The 21,067-nt window shown below is 35.0% G+C and carries 16 protein-coding genes; 7 read left to right on the forward strand and 9 right to left on the reverse strand.

Translation table 11 applies throughout. The features are described 5' to 3' along the window. Window positions 1-12: 12 nt before the first annotated feature. Entirely contained in the window at window positions 13-699 is a 687-nt protein-coding gene (locus JFU20_RS11990; RefSeq protein WP_002167089.1) for a CPBP family intramembrane glutamic endopeptidase, read from the reverse strand. 150 nt (window positions 700-849) lie between these two features. Between JFU20_RS11990 and gerKA the strand changes: the two genes are divergently transcribed. The 3 genes from gerKA to JFU20_RS12005 are packed head-to-tail and all read left to right on the forward strand — an operon-like array spanning window position 850 to window position 4,544. Continuing rightward, a complete protein-coding gene (gene gerKA, locus JFU20_RS11995; RefSeq protein ID WP_201038645.1) occupies window positions 850-2,352 on the forward strand; it encodes a spore germination protein GerKA in 1,503 nt (500 codons plus the stop codon). Continuing rightward, window positions 2,333-3,439, forward strand: a complete 1,107-nt coding sequence (locus JFU20_RS12000; protein ID WP_002167088.1) for a GerAB/ArcD/ProY family transporter — start codon at window positions 2,333-2,335, stop codon at window positions 3,437-3,439. The genes gerKA and JFU20_RS12000 overlap by 20 nt, the downstream gene beginning before the upstream one ends. Next, window positions 3,420-4,544: a Ger(x)C family spore germination protein gene (locus JFU20_RS12005; RefSeq protein WP_002167087.1), complete on the forward strand. Its 1,125-nt coding sequence runs from the start codon at window positions 3,420-3,422 to the stop codon at window positions 4,542-4,544. Before JFU20_RS12000 ends, JFU20_RS12005 begins: the two co-directional genes overlap by 20 nt. Before the next feature lie 32 nt (window positions 4,545-4,576). Here JFU20_RS12005 and treC read toward each other — a convergent pair whose 3' ends face one another. The 3 genes from treC to treR form a co-directional block, all read right to left on the reverse strand. Next, window positions 4,577-6,238: an alpha,alpha-phosphotrehalase gene (treC, locus tag JFU20_RS12010; RefSeq protein ID WP_201038646.1), complete on the reverse strand. Its 1,662-nt coding sequence runs from the start codon at window positions 6,236-6,238 to the stop codon at window positions 4,577-4,579. A gap of 13 nt (window positions 6,239-6,251) precedes the next feature. Continuing rightward, the gene (gene treP / locus JFU20_RS12015; RefSeq protein WP_002010521.1) at window positions 6,252-7,679 is read right to left on the reverse strand and encodes a PTS system trehalose-specific EIIBC component; all 1,428 of its coding nucleotides are present in this window, start codon (window positions 7,677-7,679) and stop codon (window positions 6,252-6,254) included. A 245-nt stretch (window positions 7,680-7,924) separates the two neighbouring features. After that, on the reverse strand, window positions 7,925-8,635 hold the full coding sequence (treR, locus tag JFU20_RS12020) for a trehalose operon repressor (protein WP_002010502.1): 711 nt from the start codon (window positions 8,633-8,635) through the stop codon (window positions 7,925-7,927). A gap of 441 nt (window positions 8,636-9,076) precedes the next feature. Between treR and JFU20_RS12025 the strand changes: the two genes are divergently transcribed. Then, a complete protein-coding gene (locus tag JFU20_RS12025; RefSeq protein WP_002010500.1) occupies window positions 9,077-10,474 on the forward strand; it encodes an amino acid permease in 1,398 nt (465 codons plus the stop codon). 31 nt (window positions 10,475-10,505) lie between these two features. Here the strand turns inward: JFU20_RS12025 and JFU20_RS12030 are convergent, their stop codons facing one another. Together JFU20_RS12030 and JFU20_RS12035 are read right to left on the reverse strand one after the other, a co-directional pair. Continuing rightward, entirely contained in the window at window positions 10,506-12,209 is a 1,704-nt protein-coding gene (locus tag JFU20_RS12030) for a putative bifunctional diguanylate cyclase/phosphodiesterase (protein ID WP_002010499.1), read from the reverse strand. 823 nt (window positions 12,210-13,032) lie between these two features. After that, window positions 13,033-13,362, reverse strand: a complete 330-nt coding sequence (locus JFU20_RS12035; protein ID WP_002167086.1) for a hypothetical protein — start codon at window positions 13,360-13,362, stop codon at window positions 13,033-13,035. 380 nt (window positions 13,363-13,742) lie between these two features. Here JFU20_RS12035 and JFU20_RS12040 point away from each other — a divergent pair, with 380 nt between their 5' ends. From JFU20_RS12040 to JFU20_RS12050, 3 genes are all read left to right on the forward strand, one after another. Then, window positions 13,743-15,272, forward strand: coding sequence for a cardiolipin synthase (locus tag JFU20_RS12040; protein ID WP_201038647.1), 1,530 nt, complete (start codon window positions 13,743-13,745; stop codon window positions 15,270-15,272). Between the two features lie 127 nt (window positions 15,273-15,399). Continuing rightward, on the forward strand, window positions 15,400-16,293 hold the full coding sequence (locus tag JFU20_RS12045) for an ATP-binding protein (RefSeq protein ID WP_000892986.1): 894 nt from the start codon (window positions 15,400-15,402) through the stop codon (window positions 16,291-16,293). A gap of 3 nt (window positions 16,294-16,296) precedes the next feature. After that, window positions 16,297-18,180 carry a vWA domain-containing protein gene (locus tag JFU20_RS12050; protein WP_002010480.1) on the forward strand — a complete coding sequence of 628 codons (1,884 nt, stop codon included), beginning with the start codon at window positions 16,297-16,299 and terminating at the stop codon, window positions 18,178-18,180. 40 nt (window positions 18,181-18,220) lie between these two features. Here JFU20_RS12050 and JFU20_RS12055 read toward each other — a convergent pair whose 3' ends face one another. The 3 genes from JFU20_RS12055 to JFU20_RS12065 are packed head-to-tail and all read right to left on the reverse strand — an operon-like array spanning window position 18,221 to window position 20,904. Next, window positions 18,221-18,643 (reverse strand): NUDIX hydrolase, encoded by a 423-nt coding sequence (locus JFU20_RS12055; protein ID WP_002010481.1) that lies wholly within the window; start codon window positions 18,641-18,643, stop codon window positions 18,221-18,223. A 60-nt stretch (window positions 18,644-18,703) separates the two neighbouring features. Then, entirely contained in the window at window positions 18,704-19,669 is a 966-nt protein-coding gene (locus JFU20_RS12060; protein WP_002167085.1) for an L-threonine 3-dehydrogenase, read from the reverse strand. Window positions 19,670-19,713: 44 nt separating this feature from the next. Beyond that, window positions 19,714-20,904 (reverse strand): glycine C-acetyltransferase, encoded by a 1,191-nt coding sequence (locus JFU20_RS12065; RefSeq protein WP_000095918.1) that lies wholly within the window; start codon window positions 20,902-20,904, stop codon window positions 19,714-19,716. Window positions 20,905-21,067: the final 163 nt, after the last annotated feature.

Genomic DNA, 21,067 nt, shown 5'->3' on the forward strand with positions numbered 1-21,067 from the left:
CTATATATCTTCTTAATTCGACATAAATGTAAGAAGTACTGCTATGAAATTAAATAGTGCGTGTGCAATAATAGCCGATAAAATAGAATTTGTTTTTTCATATAACCACGCGAATACTACACCGCTTAAAAAATTCACCGGTAATGTGTTATATGTTGGAATATGAACAACGGTAAATATTATTGAACTTATAATCACCCCGCCCAATATGCCATATCTATCACGAAAAAACGTATAAAAAACACCTCTATATAAAATTTCTTCATAGATTGGTGATATAACTGCTGCTCCAATTACCGCGATACAGAACGCATATATTGATTTATCATTTTGGATCGTCTCCGTTTTACTATTTTCGAAAGAAATCCCCAGTTTCTCCATTATCATTAATACTCCAACACTCACTACAATCAAAGAAATAACCGCTACAAATGTCCACAATAAATCTTTCCATGAAAGCTTCCGAATTCCAATATCTTTCCACGACAGTTTATATCTTTTTATGCAAAAAAGATAAACTAAAAATGTAAATATCACTGCCATTATAAGTCCCATTAATACTCCAGCATATAATGAGTTCCCTATTATTTTTAAAGCATAATCATAAAAAAGAGATTCAACCATTACTGGTACAATCAGAAATACAAAAACAAATAAATATAAAATTTCTTTCCATCCCCACATACATTTTAAAGTCATCTACACCATCCCCCTATATCCTATTTTCTTTAGTATAAAAGATGACGTAACGTAACTTTCAAGCTACTTTTTTAAAAAGAATATAAGCATAATTTTTTCATAAAAAGCAAAAATTAACAGTGATAATTCAATTCTAAAAGGGTGGGCCTTATGACAGAGCAAAGCAATAATCAACAAAAAAATAAAAAAAAGCATATGTTTCCATCACTTCCGGAAAATATTAATTACATTGAAAATAAGCTCTGTCATTCAGATGATATAAAAAAATTAGATGTCCCTTTCCAAAATGGAAAAGGAACAATCTTATATATCGAATCTTTAGCAGATCCAAATTTAATTCATCAATTAGCTCTTGAACCATTATTAACTCGATCTGATTTGTCTTTAGAAAAAGCTTTTTCTACATTGAATATGAAAAAAGAAACAAATTTAAATTATGGTGTGCAACTTTTATTACAGGGTAAATCATTGTATTTCCATGAACATGTCGAAAGCTTTTGTATTTTTGAAACGGCTTTATCTTTAAAAAGAGATATAACAGAGCCTGATAATGAAGGGGTTGTACGTGGACCACATTCTGGTTTTGTAGAAGATTTAGCTACAAATTTAGCTTCCGTACGGAAACTAATTAAAAGCCCAAATTTAGTCGTTAAGTATTTTACACTCGGTGAAGAGATGCACACGAAAGTGGCAATTGTTTATATGCAAAATATAGCTAATGATGATCTCGTCACAGAAGTAAAAAGAAGATTAGAAACGATTAAGACCGATGCACTAATGCCACCAGGTTACATACAAGAATTTATAGAAGACACTTCTTTCTCACCATTTCCGCAACAATTAAATACAGAGCGTCCCGATAGAACTGCGGCTAATTTAATGGAAGGGCGCGTTGCCATTTTATCAGATGGAGATCCAACAGCACTTATCGTTCCTGTCACTTTATTTACTTTTTATCAATCACCTGATGATTATAATAATCGGTGGATTGTTGGTTCTTTCGTACGAATGATTCGGCTCGTTAGCTTTTTAATCGCATTTCTCTTACCAGCTATATATATCGCAACCGTCGCTTTTCATCCTGATGTATTGCCACTCGAACTCGTTTATACAATTAAAGCTTCATTAGAAAAAGTACCTCTTCCTCCTATATTTGAAGCTTTATTAATGGAATTAATCTTCGAATTATTAAGAGAAGCTGGTATTCGTCTGCCGAGTCGCGTTGGACAAACAATCGGTATCGTAGGAGGTTTAGTAATTGGTGATGCGATTGTAAAGGCTGGGCTTGTCTCTTATACGATGATTATCGTTGTAGCTTTAACTGCAATTGCGTCTTTTCTCGTTCCATCAAATGATATGAGTTCAGCCGTTCGAATTCTTCGGTTTCCATTAATGATTTTAGCTGCTCTATTTGGCTATGTTGGAATTTCTTTCGGTTTAATTATTACTTTCGTTCATTTATGTCAGTTGCATTCTTTTCATACACCTTATCTTTCTCCTATCGCTCCCCTGCGAATAAAGGATATGAAAGATTCTTTTGTAAGGCTTCCCATTTGGTCATTTTGGGAGCGCCCCCATGATCCAAAGCCCCAAAAAATGCAAAGACAGCATGTAACGAGAGAGGATGAGAACGGTGACAAGCACGCAAAGTAAGGTTTCACTTACCCAATTTACCTTCTTCGTCGTTCAGTGCCAAATTGGTGTAGGTATACTCTCTCTTCCTAATCGTCTTCATCCAATTGCTAAAGGCGCTGGATGGATTTCTACACTTATAGCTGGACTAGCTATTCAAATTATCATTTTACTTATGTGGTTTTTACTAAAGAGATTTCCCGATAAAAATATATATGAAATTGTTTGTACAATGTTCGGAAATAAGATGGGGAAACTATTAGGATTTTCTTATATTGTCTACTTTATCATCATCGGGATGACTGTTATGTTAAATGCTTGTAACGTCATTAAAGTATGGATTTTACAAGCAACACCTTGGTCTGCAATTCTCATTTTATTTACAATCTCTTGTTGTTTTTTAGCCAATAACACATTCAAAGTCATTGTCCGCTTTTATGTCATGGCCTCTATCCTAATTATTCCTATGGCTCTTTTAATTGCTCTTGGATTAACACGTGCTGATTTTTCATATATTTTTCCACTTACAGAAGCTGGATGGGGGAATATTATTCAAGCATCCAAAGAAACCATTACAGCAATGTATGGTTTTGAAATTATTCTCATTGCTTATCCGAAAGTAAATGGTAATCCGGTAGGAAGACTAAAGGCAATTTCTATCGCTAACGGATTAGTAACACTATTTTATGCTTTTACAGTTTGGATTTGTTTTATCGTATTTAGTCCGAAACAAGTGGAACTTATCCCTGAACCAGTTGCTTATTTGCTGCGCTCTCTTCATATCGGAATTGTAGACCGGACTGACTTAATTTTCATTCCAATATGGATGATAACCGTTGTAGCTTCTATCGCTAGTTATTATTGTGCAGCTTCAATAGGAATCGGTCATATATTCAATATAGCTAATCATAAGAAAGCTGTTCCAATTGTTGGTCTCATCTCCTTTTTTGTTGCAATATTTATAAACACACCAGAACAACTAAAAATGCTGGCGAATTTCACAGATAAATTCACTTATATTTTCATTGTCGTCCTTCCTTTTTTATTTCTTCTCTATTCCTTATTAAGAAATAAGAAAGGAGAACAGTATGTACAAAAGAACAATTAAACTATGTACAGTGTTATGCTTTAGCATATTCCTTTCTGGTTGTTGGGATCAAGAACCCTTAAGGGAAGCGAGATTAGCTTATAGTCTCGGATATGACATTACAAAAGATAATAAATTACAACAAACAATTGAGCTCGTAAAAAGCTCGAGTGGTGAACAATCCTCATTTGAAAATGAAGTTCATTCAGCAACTGGCTATAACGTACGTGATACGAGTGATTCTTTGAAAAAAAACGTAACCGGTAATATTCGTTATTTCAAATATGGTGTACAACTATTAGGAACTAAAATTCAAAAGAAAGGAATACTTCCCTATTTAGATGTTGGATTTAGAGACCCAACAAATCCAACTGCATTAGTAAAACTCATTTCAGTAGATGGTGAAACAGCTAAAATACTTATGAAAAAGAAGGTAGGCAATTTATTAATTGGAGACTTTTTAAAGAAAAAAGTAAAGAGTTTAGAAGACATGAGCGTGTTCCCAAAAGAATCCTTAGAAACAGCCGCTACAAAAATGTTAGACCCTGGTAAAGACTTCACCCTCCCATCTATAAAGCTAAAAGGAAAAGAAGTTATAACCAATGGGATAGCGCTATTTAACAATGATAAATTAACTGGACTTTTACCTTTGAGACAATCGGTACTCTTCGTATTACTAACTGAAAAAATGGGGAAAAGCGCTCGTATAACCCAAAAACTTACAAATAGTGATTCATCTAATACATCTGATTATCTCACAATTGAAGTGAGCAATCGAAAGTTAAAACGAGACTTAAAAATAACAACAGATAAAAAAGGGAATGTTTATGCTCACATTAAGCTCCAACTAAAAGTGATAGTACTTGAGGCTCCAAGAGATAATATTTACAAAATGGAAGAAAGGAAAAAATTAAATGAAAAATTATCTAAACAACTCACAAAAGAAGCAAAACAAATAACGAAAAAGCTACAAAAAGCAAATTGTGACGCTTTCGGTATAGGTAGAAATCTTATCGCTTATCATCCAGAGTTATGGAAGAAAAAGAATTGGAATAAAGATTATGCAAAGGTAAAATTTAAACCGGAAGTAGAAGTAAAGATTTTATATAGTGGCGTCTTAAAATAAAAAGGTTGGATGCCAAGCCGGCATCCAACCTTTTATTTCATATAACGATATACAATTGACTCATACGGTCTTAAGTTAAGATTGGTAATATCTTTACTTGAATCTTTGTAATTTGATAATAATACTTCTTGTTTCATTCCATCCAATTGAACATTCACTGGTGCAGAATACGTTATTTCTTCTCCGTAGAAGTTATTGATAACAAGTAATACTTCATTATTTACAGTACGTGTATACGCCCAAATGCTAGGATGATTTCCATCTAAAATAGCATATTTCCCTTCTCTAAGGACATCGTATTTTTTTCTAAGTTCAATTAGCTTTTTATAATGATAAAATACAGATTCTCTATCTTCTAATGCCTTCTCTACGTTTATTTCTTTAAAGTTTTCAGCCACAGAAATCCAAGGTGTACTTGTTGTAAAACCACTATTCACCTCTTCATTCCACTGCATCGGAGTACGGGAATTGTCACGAGATTTTTGTTTTAAAATCCCGATAATCTCTTTTTTTGATAATCCTTCTTCTAGCTTTATATCATATATATTTAACGATTCTACATCACGATATTGCTCGATGGACTCGAATTTAGGATTCGTCATACCGATTTCTTCACCCTGGTAAACGTAAGGCGTTCCTTGCAACATATGCATAGCTGTCGCTAACATTTTCGCAGATTCATTCCGGTACTTCTCATCATCACCAAACCGTGAAACGATACGAGGCTGGTCATGATTACACCAGAATAACGCATTCCATCCTCCGCCCTTTTGCATTTCAATTTGCCAATTAGACATAATTTCTTTTAATTTAATGAAATCAAAATCAGCTTTCGTCCACTTATCACCATTCGGATAATCTACTTTTAAATGATGGAAACTAAACGTCATGCTTAGTTCATTGCGCTCAGGATTCGAATATTTAATACAATTATCAATTGTCGTAGATGACATTTCTCCAACTGTAATTACATCTTTCCCTTCAAAAACATTTTGGCTCATCTCTTGTAAATATTCATGGACGCGTGGACCATCTGTGTAATATTTACGCCCATCATTTGTAGCCGTGGTGCCTTCATCACTTAAAAATCTTTGATCTTTTGAAATTAAGTTAATAACATCAAGGCGGAATCCTTTTACACCTTTCTCCAACCAAAAGCGCATCATATCGTACACTTCTTCACGAAGCTTTTCATTTTCCCAGTTTAAATCAGCTTGCGTCTCATCAAATAGATGTAAAAAATATTGCCCTGTTTTCTCATCATATTTCCAAGCAGATCCTCCAAATTTAGACTGCCAATTATTCTTTTCATCACGCCAAATATAATAATTTCGATACGGACTATTCTTATCTTCTTTTGCTTCTTTAAACCACTTATGCTCCGTTGAACTATGATTTACAACGATATCAAGCATGATTTCAATGTCACGTACTTTCGCTTCTTTTAAAAGCTCTTCAAACTCTTCCATCGTCCCGTAAGATGGATCAATGCTGTAATAATCACTTACATCGTATCCATTGTCATTTTGTGGTGATCGGTATATCGGTGTTAACCAAATATAATCCACTCCAAGTTCCTTTAAATAATCTAATTTCTCTGTAACTCCCTTTATATCACCGGTTTCTTTATTATAGTAACTATTAAAGCTCTTCGGATAAATTTGATAGACTACACTTTTATGCCAATCTTTCATGCTTAATTTCCTCCTACTTCTGTTTTACTCGTTTCGCAAATAACCATGTTAATGTAAATGGAATTACTACTGCGATTATCATCCCTACAATAAACATTGGAATCGATTTCGGAATGATAGAAATAAATGCTGGCAATCCGCCAATTCCGATTGCTGGTGCTAATACACCATTTAATGTAATAAATATCGCTGCTATAGCAGACCCAATAATCGCTGCATAGAACGGGAATTTATTTCTTAAATTCACACCGAACATCGCTGGCTCTGTAATACCGAAGTACGCTGAGATTGCTGATGTTGATGCCATACTTTTATCATTTTGATTTTTAGAAATCCAGAACATCGCTAGTGCCGCACTACCTTGTGCAATGTTAGAAAGAGCAATCATCGGCCAAATAAATGTACCGCCGTGCTGTGCAATTAGCTGTAAATCAATTGCAATAAACATATGATGCATTCCTGTAATTACGAGCGGTGCATATAATGCTCCAAATAATACTGCTCCAAGTACTGGTACCGTTTCATATACGCCAACTAATCCAGCCGTTAATAAATCGCCAATATGACGTGTAACTGGACCGATAATTCCTAACGCTAACACACCCGTTACAACGATTGTTGTAATTGGTACAACTAATAATTGAATTGCGTTTGGCACATGTTTCTTTAAGAAGATTTCAACTTTACTTAATACGAATGCTGCTACTAAAATGGGTAAAATTTGGCCTTGATATCCTACCTTTTCAATTTGGAATAGCCCTAAAATATCGAAGTACTCAATCTTTTGTCCCTCTAAACCAGTCGCTGCTTTTCCATAATCCCACGCGTTTAATAAGGCCGGATGCACAAGCATTAATCCCATAACAATCCCTAGTATTGGACTACCACCAAAGCGCTTCGTTGCTGACCAACCAACAAGTGCCGGTAAGAATACGAATGCTGTATTGGCCATCATATTAATTAAATCCCAAAGCCCACCTAAGTTCGGATATACTTCTAATAAATTTTTCCCATCAAAAAATAAGTCCTTTGCCCCTAACAGGTTATTAATCCCCATTAGTAAACCTGCCGTAATAATTGCTGGCAAAATCGGCATAAATACATCTGAAAATACTTTTACAAACTTTTGAACTGGATTTAATTTTTTATCCCCTGAACCTTTTACGTCAGCTACTGTCGATTCTTCCATACCTGCAAGCGTTATCAATTCAGCGTATACTCGATCGACATCACCTGGACCAATTACAATTTGAAATACCCCAGCGTTATGAAACGCTCCCTTTACTAATGAAACAGACTGTAATTTATCATTATCTATTTTATTTTCATCTTTTAAAGCGATACGTAGCCTCGTTACACAGTGCGCAGCTTGTTCAATATTGTCTTTCCCACCAATATACTGCAACACTTCTTTTGCTGTTTTACGATAGTCTTTCCCCATATTCCCATCCCTCTTTTCTTTTTTTGATACCGTTTACACTTACATATTAACTCGTATATATAAGTTAGTCAACACTCGTATATATAAGTTGAAGGTTTTTTTATAAAGTGAAACTTTAATCAGTGGGGGTTTTGTTCATCCCCTGCTGATTATCAGCCCTCACCAATCGAGCGTTTACGGGCTGCCTGACTCCCACAAATAGCGGGATAAATAAAGAGATGGAACGATTATTTCGCTCCATCTCTTTATTTTCTTCGCGCCACATCCGAAAAGTGAAAAATATCTAAACGGTGACGTGATTCCGTATATTCGAACTGACTCCCATCGTATAAATGAGTAAAGTTTTTTACAACGACAACATAGTCTGTTCCATTTAAATCCAAATACTTTCGGTCATCCTCTGTACATGGTTGCACTTCAATTACCCGCTGTGAATAGCTAATATGTAGCCCTAATTCTTTCTCAATGTATTTATAAATCGATGCAGTTGCAATTTCTCTCGTTAATCCTGGAATATATTCCGATACAAAATGGTTTATATCTAAAATTACTTTTTCTCCATCAATATTTCGTACACGTTTAATATGATTTATTTCCGTTTTTTCTTTCACGTTTAATAACTTTGCTACATCTTGTGTCGCTTTCATTTTCTCTATTTCCACGACTTCTGTAATACAATGACGTCCTAAACGTTCATTTTCTTCTTGAAAACTTACAATACCACCAAAGTTAAATTCAATGTTTTTGCGCTTTAATACAAAAACACCTTTTCCGTGTATTTTTTGAACATATCCACGCTCTTGCAATAAATCTACAGCTTTTCTTACAGTACCCCTACTTGCCTCATACTGCTTCATTAATTCCGTTTCTGATGGGATTTTACATCCTTCTTTTAATTGTTTATTATCAATAGACTTGCTGATTTCTGTATAAATTTGTTCATACTTACTCATCATCTACAATAGCCCCTTGTCACCTTCTAGTTCTATATATATTATACCACGCTATACTCTTCTGCCAATCTCTCACTTATTTTCCAGTACAAGAAAACTATAGGTAAATATTTAGTCTCTAAAACGTATTTTTATAAATTTTTCTTTTCATTCAAAAAAACATGTAGTATACTAACTTCAAAATCAGAGGAGAAAGGGAGCAAAGAACTATGCTTACTTATACAACAATTGTAGTTACATTTGCACAAAAACATCATCATCATACTTAACCCTTGAAACCTAGCGGAAAAATTACGCGTAGGTACAAGGGTTATTCCCGTTGTACCTACGCTTTGGCAAAGAGCCATGTAGGTATTTTTTATCTACATGGCTCTTTTTTTATTGCCAAAAATGCTAGTAAAAAATGATATTTAAGCAAAACTTACTACAAAGGAGTTAACAAAAATGGAAACGAAAAAATGGGGATTATGGATTTTAACAGCTTTTGTTATCGGGAATATGGTTGGCGGTGGCGTATTTATGCTCCCAGCAAATTTAGCACACGTATCAGGTCCAATGGGATCTACACTGGCATGGAGTATTACAGGACTTGGTGTATTTATGATTGCACTCGTATTTGGAAATTTAGCAATCCGAAAACCAGAATTAAAAGCTGGACCACAAAGTTACGCTCAAGCAATGTTTACTTCTCAAAAGACAGGTAAAGTTGCAGGATATAGTATGGCTTGGGGATACTGGGCTGCTAACTGGGCTGCTACAGCATCTGTAATTATTTCCTTTGCAGGATATTTATCAACATTCTTCCCAGTTTTACAAAGTAAGCAAATTCTCTTTTCAACAAACGGATTTTCATTAGAACTTGGAAAAGCTTTAACCTTCATAGTATGTAGTATGATGCTATGGGGAATTCAATATATTCTTTCTCAAAATATTGATAGAGCAGGAAATATGAACCTTCTTGCAACAATCGCAAAAATCATCGGATTTACAATGTTTATTGTAATCACATTATTCATTTTCAATGCCTCTAATTTCGGGGACGGTCAAACATTTATGAATGAAGCTGGACAACCTATTTCGTTGGGTGGACAAATAAATTCCGCTGCTATTGCAACACTTTGGGCGTTTATCGGTATTGAGTCAGCAGTTATGCTCTCTAACCGTGCAAAATCTCAGCACGATGTTAAGAAAGCTACGATTTTCGGATTAATCATCGCTCTTCTTATTTACATGGCAATTACTCTACTAACAATGGGCGCTCTTCCACAAGACGCTTTAAAAGAGTCTCAAAAACCATTAGTAGATGCATTAAATTTAGCAATTGGTACCAAAGGTGCTTATATAATGGCCTTACTTGCACTCGTATCTTTATTCGGCTCTACTGTAGGATGGATCGTTGTTAGCTCAGAAGTACCTTACCAGGCTGCTAAAAATGGACTTTTCCCTAAGTTTTTCAGTAAAACAAATAAAAAAGGTAGTCCTTCAAAATCATTATTTATTACAAATGTGATGACGCAAATTTTCTTATTCTCAACGATTTCTGGTACTGTTTCAGAAGCATATAATTTCGCTATTGTTGTAGCGACATTAGCATATTTAATCCCGTACCTTGTTTCTACCTTGTATCAGTTAAAATTAGTTATTACGGGGGAAACGTATGATATAATGCCGGGATCTCGAATAAAAGATGGAATCATTACTGCATTAGCATTTTTATATTCCATATGGGTTATTAAAACGGGAACTGCTGATTTAAAAACATTCTTCTTAGGCATTGGTTTGTTTGTATTAGGTCTTATTCTTTATCCAGTTTTAATGAAAGATTCACAAAAAAAACAATAAAAAAGAGAAGCTTTTCGCTTCTCTTTTTTTATTAAAAATCAGTTAATAACTTTTCTTTTAGTTCCCCTATATCTAACGGTTTCGCATAATAAAAACCTTGTACAAAGTCGCAACTCATTGATTTTAATAAACTTTCTTGTTCTACCGTTTCTACCCCTTCAGCAACCACTAATAAATTTAAACTATGGGCGATTTCAATAACCGATTTTACAATCGTTCGCTCTGGTTGTGCATGATCATAATGAAACTCACGAATAAAATTACGATCAATTTTCACAATATCAAGTGGTAGTTGTTTTAAATAATATAATGAGGAATACCCTGTTCCGAAATCGTCTAAAGCGATTAAAATTCCCATACTTCTTAATTCTTGTAATGTAGCAATAATATAATCAAAATGACGTACAGCTATACTTTCTGTTATTTCTAATATTAAACGATTTGGCGGAAACCCTGTTCGCTTCAATATACTACGAACAGATAAAATAAATCGCTTTTGCATCAATTGTTGTATTGATAAATTAACAGATAACTTCAGTCCCTCTTGATAATCTGGTAAAGTTTTAAACAGTCGACATGACTTTTCTAGTACCCAGTCTCCTAGTTTTATAATAAGTCCACACTCTTCAGCTACAGGGATAAATTCACTTGGTGAAATAGGACCTTCTTCTGTCTTACAGCGTACTAAAGCCTCAATACCAGTACATTTCTTTGTTTTCAAATCAATAATGGGTTGTAATGCCACTTTTAATTCTTCGTCACGAATCGCTTTTTGCAAAGCAAATTCTATTTTCATTCTACGGTTTATTTTCGCACGTAATTCATCTGTAAAGAAGCACGCCGCATTTCTTCCTTGCTCTTTCGCACTATACATGGCTAAATCCGAATTTTTTAATAACGTTTCAACGTCTTTTCCATCTTGCGGATAGGAACAAAGTCCTAGACTAGCTGAAATATATACTTCATGACCTTCAAGCATAAATGGCGCTTGAAAGCATGATAACACGGATGTCGCTAACTGCCTCATCTCATCATGTGTATGAGTTTTTGTTAACAGCACAAATTCGTCGCCACCAAGCCTAGCCAGAACATCTTTCTCTCCTAGCACATAATGCAACCGTGAAGCAACTTCGCTTAAAAGTAAATCTCCTATCATATGACCTAACGTATCATTCACTAATTTAAAACGATCTAAATCAAAGTAAATCATGCCAAACTCTATTTTCTCTGCAATCATCTTATTTACAGTCGTAATTAACTGTAAACGGTTCGGTAAACTTGTTAACGCATCATGATAAGCAAGTTCCCTATAACGACTTTCGCTTAATCGTAATCTTTGTTCTGCTTCTTTCCTACTACTTATATCATTTCGAATTGCAATAAATTGATAAGGTTCTCCCTTTTCATTTAAAAATGGAACAATTGTTGTTTTAACCCAATAATACGTACCATCTTTTGCTTGATTTCGAATTTCCCCTGTCCAGACTTTTCCACTCAAAATACGCTTCCATAGGATTTGAAAAAATGCTTTCGGATGATATCCGGAATTTAAAATACGGTGATCTTTTCCTATTAACTCTTCTCTTTTATATTTTGAGATTTTACAAAATTTATCGTTCACATATGTAATAAGACCATTTCGGTCTGTAATAGCAACAATTGAAGACTCATCTAATGCTAATTTTAAATCTTGCAATGAAGAGTCATATAATGCATGACCTCTTTGTTCTAGCATGCGCACCTCTCCTTGCTTCCTATCTGACTAAAACACAACTCGTTTCTCTTCATAGAAATAGAGATATTTCATTTTCTAACAATACGCCTTTACATAAAATGAAACTTTAATCAGTGGGGGGGTTGTCCATCCCCCACTGATTATTAGCCTTCACCAATCGGGCTTTTATCTCCCACCTAACTTCCTCACATTCACCGAATTTTGAGGTGGGAGTCTTACTGCCCGTTAATGCGGGATAAATCACAATTTTTTTCTAAATAGGCCAATTAAAATAACATAATATTATTTATAAAAAAAAGCAATATGGTGCTGTTTTAATTATAGTAGAAGCTTCTCATCTCTCTACTTATCTAAGCTTATTATACAGTATTCTCTTACATTCTTTGAATTTGTAAAGTGACAATTTCATCACTATTAGCCTCTGCTCCCTACTAATACGACCTCACACCTAACCTCTTTTATTTCATTAAATGTTAAGATGTAAATCTAACTGCCGATACATAATGAAATAGAGATTAATATACAAAATGCAACGATTCACGAATAATAATATAAAGTGAAACTTTAATCAGTGGGGGTTTTGTTCATCCCAACTGATCACCAATCGGGCTTTTACGGGTAGCAGGGCTTCCACCTAACTTCTTTGTTCCAGCTGAATTTTGAGGTGGGGGTTTTACTGCCCACAAATAGCGGGATAAAGCCAAAATTTGCATTTAACATATTGAATTATAATAACAAAATATTAACATATTTTCACCTTGTTTTTGGAAATATTTTATAAATAAATTATTAAACTAAAAAAGAGGATATCCTCTTTTTTAGTTTAATACTGATATGGTATTTGTTGATAACCCGGGTATGGCATTGGATATGGTGCTGGGTATGTTACTGGGTACGGTGCTGGATAGTAGCCTCCACCTGCCGCACCCGTTAATGCGCCAGCTGTAAGCCCACCTAACATGCCTCCAGCAAAACTTCCTGGGAAAAATCCTCCGCCCCACGAGCCGCCACCCCAGCCCCATCCACCACCGTGATGATGATGATGATCATAATGATTGTGTCCTCCATGTTGATTATGCCCTCCATGGTGATTATGCCCTCCCCCACCATGATGATTACGATAATATCCTCCGTGATTTAGCATATAGTTCATTTCTCTTCCTCTCCTTTTCAATTTCCCTACTTTAATATGTGTTGTATGAATAGTAAGGATACTGTTAATAATCCGTATAGTATGGATAGCAATATCCGCCATAACCAAACGCAGGACTAAGTAAAGCCCCTTCCAGGAAAGAATCCTCCTCCTAAAAATGGAGAATGTACAAATCCACCAAATGGAAGATCGTACATTTTATTCATCCCCTTTTCTATATAAAAATGTAATAATATACTGTATGTAGGACAAATGCGGAAAGCATGGGGAAAATGTCTATATTTTGTAAAAAAAACAAAACACTTTATAATAAGAATGTCAGATTACACCTTTTATATAAGAAGTCTATATTTAAGAAAGATTTGAGGAATTTTATAGAAATGAAGAAACCTATCGTTCAATTATTATTAATATTTACAATCGTATCTATCGTTCTTTTCCTATTAAATACATCGGTTATTTCGTTATATACGTTTGTTGGTGCTCTATGGTCCATCACAATCGTAGGAATTTCATTCGTTATTTTTATCGAAAATAGATCACCCCAAAGTACCTTAGCGTGGTTTTTAGTATTAGCACTTCTTCCTGTTGTAGGTGTACTTTTATACTCTATTTTCGGGCGTAGCCGTTGGAGAAGAAAAAAACATCTTCATCGTTCAGAAGAACAAAGAAAGTTATTCCGCGAAATATTAGAAGGAAGACGACTAGAATTATCACTCACAGTCCCATTACATGAACGTTCTATACATTTAACAGAAGTCGTACAAAAATTCGGAGGCGGGCCTGCCGCAGATAGAACGACAACAAAACTTTTAACAAACGGTAATCAAACCTTTTCAGAAATTTTGAACGCAATCGAGAATGCAAAACATCACATACATATTCAATACTATATTTATAAATCTGATGAGATTGGTACAAAAGTACGAGATGCTTTAATACAAAAAGCAAAAGATGGTGTTATTGTACGCTTCCTTTATGATGGACTCGGAAGTAATACGTTAAGACGACGATTTTTACAACCTATGAAAAAAGCTGGAATTGAAATTGTCGAATTTGACCCTATTTTTTCAGCTTGGTTACTCGAGACAGTTAATTATCGTAATCACCGTAAAATCGTCATTGTAGATGGAGAAATTGGTTTTACCGGAGGGCTCAACGTCGGTGATGAATATCTTGGTCGCTCAAAAAAATTCCCTGTTTGGCGTGATAGTCATTTAAAAATAGAAGGAAAAGCATTGTATAAATTACAAGCCATCTTTCTAGAAGATTGGCTTTATGCGTCTAGTGGATTGAATACTTATTCTTGGGATCAATTTATGAATAGACACTACTTCCCAGGAAAAGAAATTCCGGATGCAGAAGGTGCGGTGCAAATTGTAGCAAGTGGACCAAGCTCAGATGATAAAAGTATTCGTAATACATTACTAGCTGTTATGGGCTCAGCCAAAAAATCTATTTGGATCGCTACACCATACTTTATTCCGGATCAAGAAACTTTAACATTATTACGCTTAAGTGCAATATCTGGCATAGATGTACGCATTTTATATCCTGGTAAGAGTGATAGTATTATTAGCGATCAAGCATCTCAATCCTATTTCACTCCACTTTTAAAAGCTGGTGCTTCTATTTACAGTTATAAAGATGGATTTATGCACGCAAAGATTGTACTCGTTGACGATAAAATTGCAACAATCGGAACAGCAAATATGGATGTACGTAGCTTTGAATTGAATTATGAAATTATTAGCGTACTATATGAATCAGAAACCGTTCATGATATTAAACGCGATTTTGAAGAAGACTTTAAACACTCCACTGAAATTAAATGGAACTCGTTCCAAAAAAGAAGTATCAAAAAAAGAATATTAGAGTCCTTTATGCGACTCATTTCTCCTTTACTATAAGCAATCAATGTGATATTGATTGCTTTTTCTTTTATATTTCCCCCTTCTCCTTTTCTTTGCATACCATATTAAAACAAGTTATCATAAGATGTATTACTTTATGAAAATAATGTTAGGTGGGAAATACATGTTAGAACAATTTCATATACATTCTGATTTAAAACAGCAGCTTTCTACAATTCATGAAAAGAATAAACAAGAAGCTGGTGAAAATGCACATTTAATTGGCAAGAAAATATATAAAGCATCTGATAACAGCATTATTGAAGATGCCATTACAGCACTTTTACTTGGTAAAAACATTCTATTAAAAGGACCAACTGGTAGTGGTAAAACAGTACTAGCGGAAACTCTTTCTTCTTTATTCCAAAAACCAATGCATAGCATTAACTGTTCTGTCGACTTAGATGTAGAAGGTATTTTAGGATACAACACATTACAAACAAAAGACGGCGCATCTGAAGTTACATTCGTTAACGGTCCTCTTATGAAGGCAATGAAAAACGGTCATTTCCTTTATATTGATGAAATCAATATGGCAAAACCTGAAACGTTACCACTTCTTCATGGTGCGTTAGATTACCGCAAAATGATTACAAACCCATTTACACAAGAAGTTGTATACGGTGATGACGAATATCGCGTAATTGCTGCGATTAACGAAGGTTATGTTGGGACAAGTGAACTAAACGAAGCGTTAAAAAACCGTTTCGTTATTATTGAAGTTCCTTACATTCAAGGTGATACATTAAAAGAACTATTACTATCTGAATCAAAATTAAATGATGTTGCAACAATTGAAAAGTTCGTTGCATTCGCAAGCGATCTTATGCCTTTAGCTCGTGATGGGCGCGTAAGTGAAGAAGCAGCTAGTATTCGTGGCATTATCGATGCATGTGATTTAGGTGTATATATTCCTGTTATGCGTGCAATTGAACGTAGTATTATCGCAAAATTAAACGATGAAACAGAACAAATGACTGTCCGTGAATTAGCAGAAAGTTATTTCTTTGAGGGATAATTCATGAGACAAATTTTTAGTGACAAAAAAATTGATGCGTCGCTGTTTCTACAAATGGAAAACTTAATGTATGCTCTTCTAAAAGAAGACGATGCCTATCTTGAGTATGGCTATAAAGCATACTACGACGAAATTGAAAAAAAGGTTGTCATTAGTCACTTTTGGGATGATCGAAAAGAAGAGGATACAGTAATCGGATTAAAAAGCGAAGTGTTCTTAAAGGCACTTGGTAATAAACATTACTCGGACATGACTTTAATTCGTTCTTATGCGATTGAGTTACAAGAATCGCCTCTAAAAAAGTTTTTAACACAATTATTTGTTCTATTAGAAGATTTACGTGTTGAGGAAATCGTCAAAAATTTACGTCCTGGCACAAAACATATTTTTAAACGCCGAAAAGAAATGTATCGCAATTACTTTGGCTCACAAAATGAAATAAATCGTGTTCGTAACTATCACGGTGATCGTCTATTTTGTCTATGCTATCTTTCATTAACGAGTGATAAATATGAAATGTTTAATAATGAATATTTCGAGCTAATTGAATCAATTTTGCATGAAACATTCCAAGCTCGTAATACGGAAGATATTATGTATATTGTTGAGAAAATTCGCTATCGTTTAGAAGGACTTCTTGAAAGTGATATGCTTAATAATTATTTCGGACATGCACCGCTTTATTTATCTGTGATTGCAGATGAGAAAGACAGTCGCGCTGAAAAATTAGCAAATGATGATACGCAGCTCCTAGATGACGATGATAACAAAAACAAAATGGATGAAAGCTTCTCGACATGGCACCGTGAAAATAAAAACAATGAAAACGAGAACTTTTTACGCTTTGATTTAGAAAGCGGAACAAAAACAAATATGATGGGTGATACTGCTCGTGAATCAGAAGATGGTGACCAAGCACTTGGTTCTGTACAAGGTACTTCCCAAAAAAGTACACAATCTAACTTTGATGGTGCTGATACAGAGGAAGCAAGAGCGTCTCATGCTTCTAGCCAAAACGACGGTGCATACGGCAAGTATAATGTGGGAGCTTCTCATACATTTAAAGAAGCTCGCAAATCGAATCCTGATGAGAAAAAAGATTACCAAGCTATCAAATCAGTCGTTAATAAAGATGTAAAAGAATTAAAGAAAATTATCGAAAAAACAATTGAAAACAAAACGAATGCAAACAGTGATAAATATTACGGAAGGCTTCGTAAGAAATTCCTTCGTATTTATACTGAAAAGCAGCCGCGTATGTTTTATAAAAAAGGACAAGAATCACAAGAGCTCGACGTTGCATTCCAACTATTAGTGGACTGCTCTGGTTCTATGTATAACAAAATGGAAGAAACGAAGAAGAGTGTGGTCCTATTCCATGAAGCTTTAAAATCTTTAAAAATCCCGCACGCTATTAGTGGATTTTGGGAAGATGCTTCTAGTGCTAAACCTGAAGATAAACCGAACGTTATCCATGAAGTTGTTACGTATAAAAACTCAACGTTACCAAACGTCGGTCCAGAAATTATGCAACTTCGCGAAGAAGAAGATAACCGCGACGGGTATATTATTCGTATCGTTTCCGAAAAGCTTGCGAAAAGACCAGAAAAACATAAATTCTTACTTGTCTTTACAGACGGTGAACCTTCTGCACTAGACTATCAACAAGACGGAATTTTAGATACGCACGAAGCAGTCAAACTTGCTCGTAAAAGTGGTATGGAAGTAATCGGCATCTTTATCGAAGAAGGCGAAGCGAAAGAAGCGACTTATCAACTAATGAAAAACATTTATAACCATCACTTCTTAGTTGCAAATCATGCTGAAGATTTACGCCTGAAGATTAAACCATTGTTGAAGAAACTATTACTGAAGACGATTGAATAGAAAAACAGGAGCCTCGTGGCTCCTGTTTTTCTTCGTTAACTTACTTTGTTTCTGGTTGAAACTTGTATGGAATGGAAACTTCTAATAATAATTCGAACCCTCCATCGTAGTATGGGAATCGCTCATTCGCGATTTTTCTATCTACCCACTCGATTGCGGAAATTTCTCCTTCATCTTCTGCACCAAGTTCACCTGTTACAACATTTGCTCGGAATGTAAAAAATAATGCATGATGTCCCTTCTCTTCAAAAAACTTCTCATTTATTGCAACAAGTCCACTGAGTGTAGCAGTTAAACCTATCTCTTCTTTCACTTCTCTTACTAGTGCTTGCTCTAACGTTTCACCTTTTTCAACAGCCCCGCCCGGCAGTGACCAAACGTTTTGTTCTACATTATGTACCATTAATATTTTATCTTTTTCGCTATCGTGTATTAGTGCATATACAACATCAACTCTTTGCATGTTGCTTTTCTCCCTTCCTAAAATAAGTAAGAGCCAATTCCTAAGAATCGGCTCTTACTATTAATTCGTCACTAACTCAGCTGCAAGCTTTTTTTTTAACTTAGCAAGCATATCAGTTGTCATTTTGTCTAAATCATATTCTGATTTAAAGCCCCACTCTTTCATTGCTGCTGTTGCGTCAATAGAGTTCGGCCAGCTATCAGCGATTGTTTGACGAGCTGGATCTACAGCGTAATCCATTGTAAAGTTCGGAATGTGTTTACGAATTGACGCTGCGATTTGCTCTGGTTCAAAGCTCATTGCTGTAATGTTAAATGCATTTCTATGCACGAGTTTACTTGAATCAGCTTCCATTAATGAAATGATCGCTTGTAAAGCATCTGGCATATACATCATATCCATGTATGTTCCTTCAGCAATGTATGAGGTGTATGTACCTTTTTTAATCGCCTCATAATAAATTTCAACTGCATAATCAGTTGTTCCGCCTCCTGGAGGAGCTACGTAAGAAACTAAGCCTGGGAAACGTACGCCGCGCGTATCAACGCCGAACTTTTGATGATAATAATCACATAGTAATTCTCCTGCTACTTTGTTTACCCCATACATTGTAGTAGGACGTTGAATTGTATCTTGTGGTGTATTATCTTTTGGCGTTGATGGACCAAATGCACCGATAGAACTTGGCGTGAAAAACTTACAGTTTAATTCACGTGCTGCTTCTAATGCATTTACAAGTCCGCCCATATTTAAATTCCAAGCAAATAACGGATTTTTTTCTGCAGTTGCTGAAAGTAAAGCCGCTAAATGAATAATTGTATCTACTTCATTACGCTTTGCAATATCATGTAATTTTTGTCCATCCGTTACATCTAACGTTTCAAATGGACCAGACGTTACTACTTCACTGTCTGTTTCACGAATATCTGTTGCAATAACATTTGATGCGCCGTATACATCACGAAGTTTCATTACTAGTTCAGAACCAATTTGCCCTAAAGAACCGGTTACTAGAATTTTTTTCATTTTTCCCACTCCCCATTTGCAAGCTATTCAAAAGATGTCGTTACTTAAATGATACCCATTTCTTTCCCTACTTTTTCATACTTACGAATTGCTTCATCTAGCATTTCTTTCGTATGAGCTGCTGTAGGCATATTACGAACGCGTCCCATTCCTTTTGCTACGGTTGGGAATACGATAGATTTTGCGTATACGCCTTCTTCATTTAGACGTTTACTAAATTCTTGTGTTAATACTTCATCACCAATAATACAAGGCGTAATTGGTGTCTCACTTTCTCCAATGTTAAAGCCTAGTTCTTTTAACCCTTGTTTTAAATAGCGACCATTTTCCCATAAACGATCGTGTAACTCTGTGCTTTCCATTAAAATTTCAATTGATCTCATACAAGCAGCTGCATCAGCTGGTGTTAAAGCTGTTGAGAATAAGAATGGACGTGAACGCACTTTTAACCAATCGATTAAGTTTTGTTTCCCAGCTACATATCCACCAATTACCCCAATTGCTTTTGATAATGTACCGATTTGGAAATCAACTTTATCAGAAAGACCGAAATGTTTTACAGTACCTGCACCTTTGCCAAGTACACCTGAACCGTGTGCATCATCTACATATGTCATTAAATCCAGCTCTTCTGCAATTTCAACAATTTCTGGTAATTTTGCAATATCTCCATCCATTGAGAAAACACCGTCTGTAATAACCATTAATTTATTATAAAGACCTGATTCTTTTGCCTCGATTGCTTTTTTGCGTAAATCTTCCATATCAGAATGCTTATAAACGATAATTTTCGCTCTTGATAGACGACTACCATCAATAATAGATGCATGGTTTAATTCATCTGAAAGAATCGCATCATTTTTATCCATAACAGCTGAAATCGCTGCCATATTACAGTTAAATCCTGATTGATAAGCAATTGCTGCTTCTGTATGTTTAAACTTTGCAATTGTTTCTTCTAATTTAATATGCAAATCTAAAGTACCGTTAATTGTACGAACAGCTCCTGCTCCAACGCCGTACTTATGAATTGCACCAATTGCTGCTTCTTGTAAGCGATTATCAGTCGCTAATCCAAGATAGTTGTTTGAAGATAAGTTAATATATTCTTTTCCGCCAATTGTAATAATCGGTCCATTTGGACTTTCAAGCGGATCAATTACGTTATAAAGCCCCTTTGATTTTAAATCCTCTAAATTTTCTTCTAAAAAGTTTGCAAGTGTTTTACTAGACATCGTGAAGCCTCCCATCGTTCATGTAAGCGGATTATTATCTTAATAGTTCTAATAATCCCTCTACTAGCTTAACACGTTTTCAGAATTTATTATAGAAAAATAGTTTAAAGAAACCGCTTACAATTTTAGATTATATATGATTCATTACAAGAAATCTATCATT

The organism is Bacillus sp. TH30 (genome assembly GCF_016650875.1).
GTDB classification, from domain to species: Bacteria; Bacillota; Bacilli; order Bacillales; family Bacillaceae_G; genus Bacillus_A; species Bacillus_A mycoides.

What these genes read in the sequence shown, in the direction of transcription:
- JFU20_RS11990 (WP_002167089.1), bottom strand. Translation starts at nt 699, where the DNA reads ATGACTTTAAAATGTATGTGGGGATGGAAAGAAATTTTATATTTATTT.
- JFU20_RS12030 (WP_002010499.1), bottom strand. Translation starts at nt 12,209, where the DNA reads ATGCTAGAACAAAGAGGTCATGCATTATATGACTCTTCATTGCAAGAT.
- JFU20_RS12055 (WP_002010481.1), bottom strand. Translation starts at nt 18,643, where the DNA reads ATGCAAAGAGTTGATGTTGTATATGCACTAATACACGATAGCGAAAAA.
- JFU20_RS12065 (WP_000095918.1), bottom strand. Translation starts at nt 20,904, where the DNA reads ATGTCTAGTAAAACACTTGCAAACTTTTTAGAAGAAAATTTAGAGGAT.
- JFU20_RS12050 (WP_002010480.1), top strand. Translation starts at nt 16,297, where the DNA reads ATGAGACAAATTTTTAGTGACAAAAAAATTGATGCGTCGCTGTTTCTA.
- treC (WP_201038646.1), bottom strand. Translation starts at nt 6,238, where the DNA reads ATGAAAGATTGGCATAAAAGTGTAGTCTATCAAATTTATCCGAAGAGC.
- treP (WP_002010521.1), bottom strand. Translation starts at nt 7,679, where the DNA reads ATGGGGAAAGACTATCGTAAAACAGCAAAAGAAGTGTTGCAGTATATT.
- treR (WP_002010502.1), bottom strand. Translation starts at nt 8,635, where the DNA reads ATGATGAGTAAGTATGAACAAATTTATACAGAAATCAGCAAGTCTATT.
- JFU20_RS12060 (WP_002167085.1), bottom strand. Translation starts at nt 19,669, where the DNA reads ATGAAAAAAATTCTAGTAACCGGTTCTTTAGGGCAAATTGGTTCTGAA.
- JFU20_RS12005 (WP_002167087.1), top strand. Translation starts at nt 3,420, where the DNA reads ATGTACAAAAGAACAATTAAACTATGTACAGTGTTATGCTTTAGCATA.
- JFU20_RS12025 (WP_002010500.1), top strand. Translation starts at nt 9,077, where the DNA reads ATGGAAACGAAAAAATGGGGATTATGGATTTTAACAGCTTTTGTTATC.
- JFU20_RS12045 (WP_000892986.1), top strand. Translation starts at nt 15,400, where the DNA reads ATGTTAGAACAATTTCATATACATTCTGATTTAAAACAGCAGCTTTCT.
- JFU20_RS12035 (WP_002167086.1), bottom strand. Translation starts at nt 13,362, where the DNA reads ATGAACTATATGCTAAATCACGGAGGATATTATCGTAATCATCATGGT.
- gerKA (WP_201038645.1), top strand. Translation starts at nt 850, where the DNA reads ATGACAGAGCAAAGCAATAATCAACAAAAAAATAAAAAAAAGCATATG.
- JFU20_RS12040 (WP_201038647.1), top strand. Translation starts at nt 13,743, where the DNA reads ATGAAGAAACCTATCGTTCAATTATTATTAATATTTACAATCGTATCT.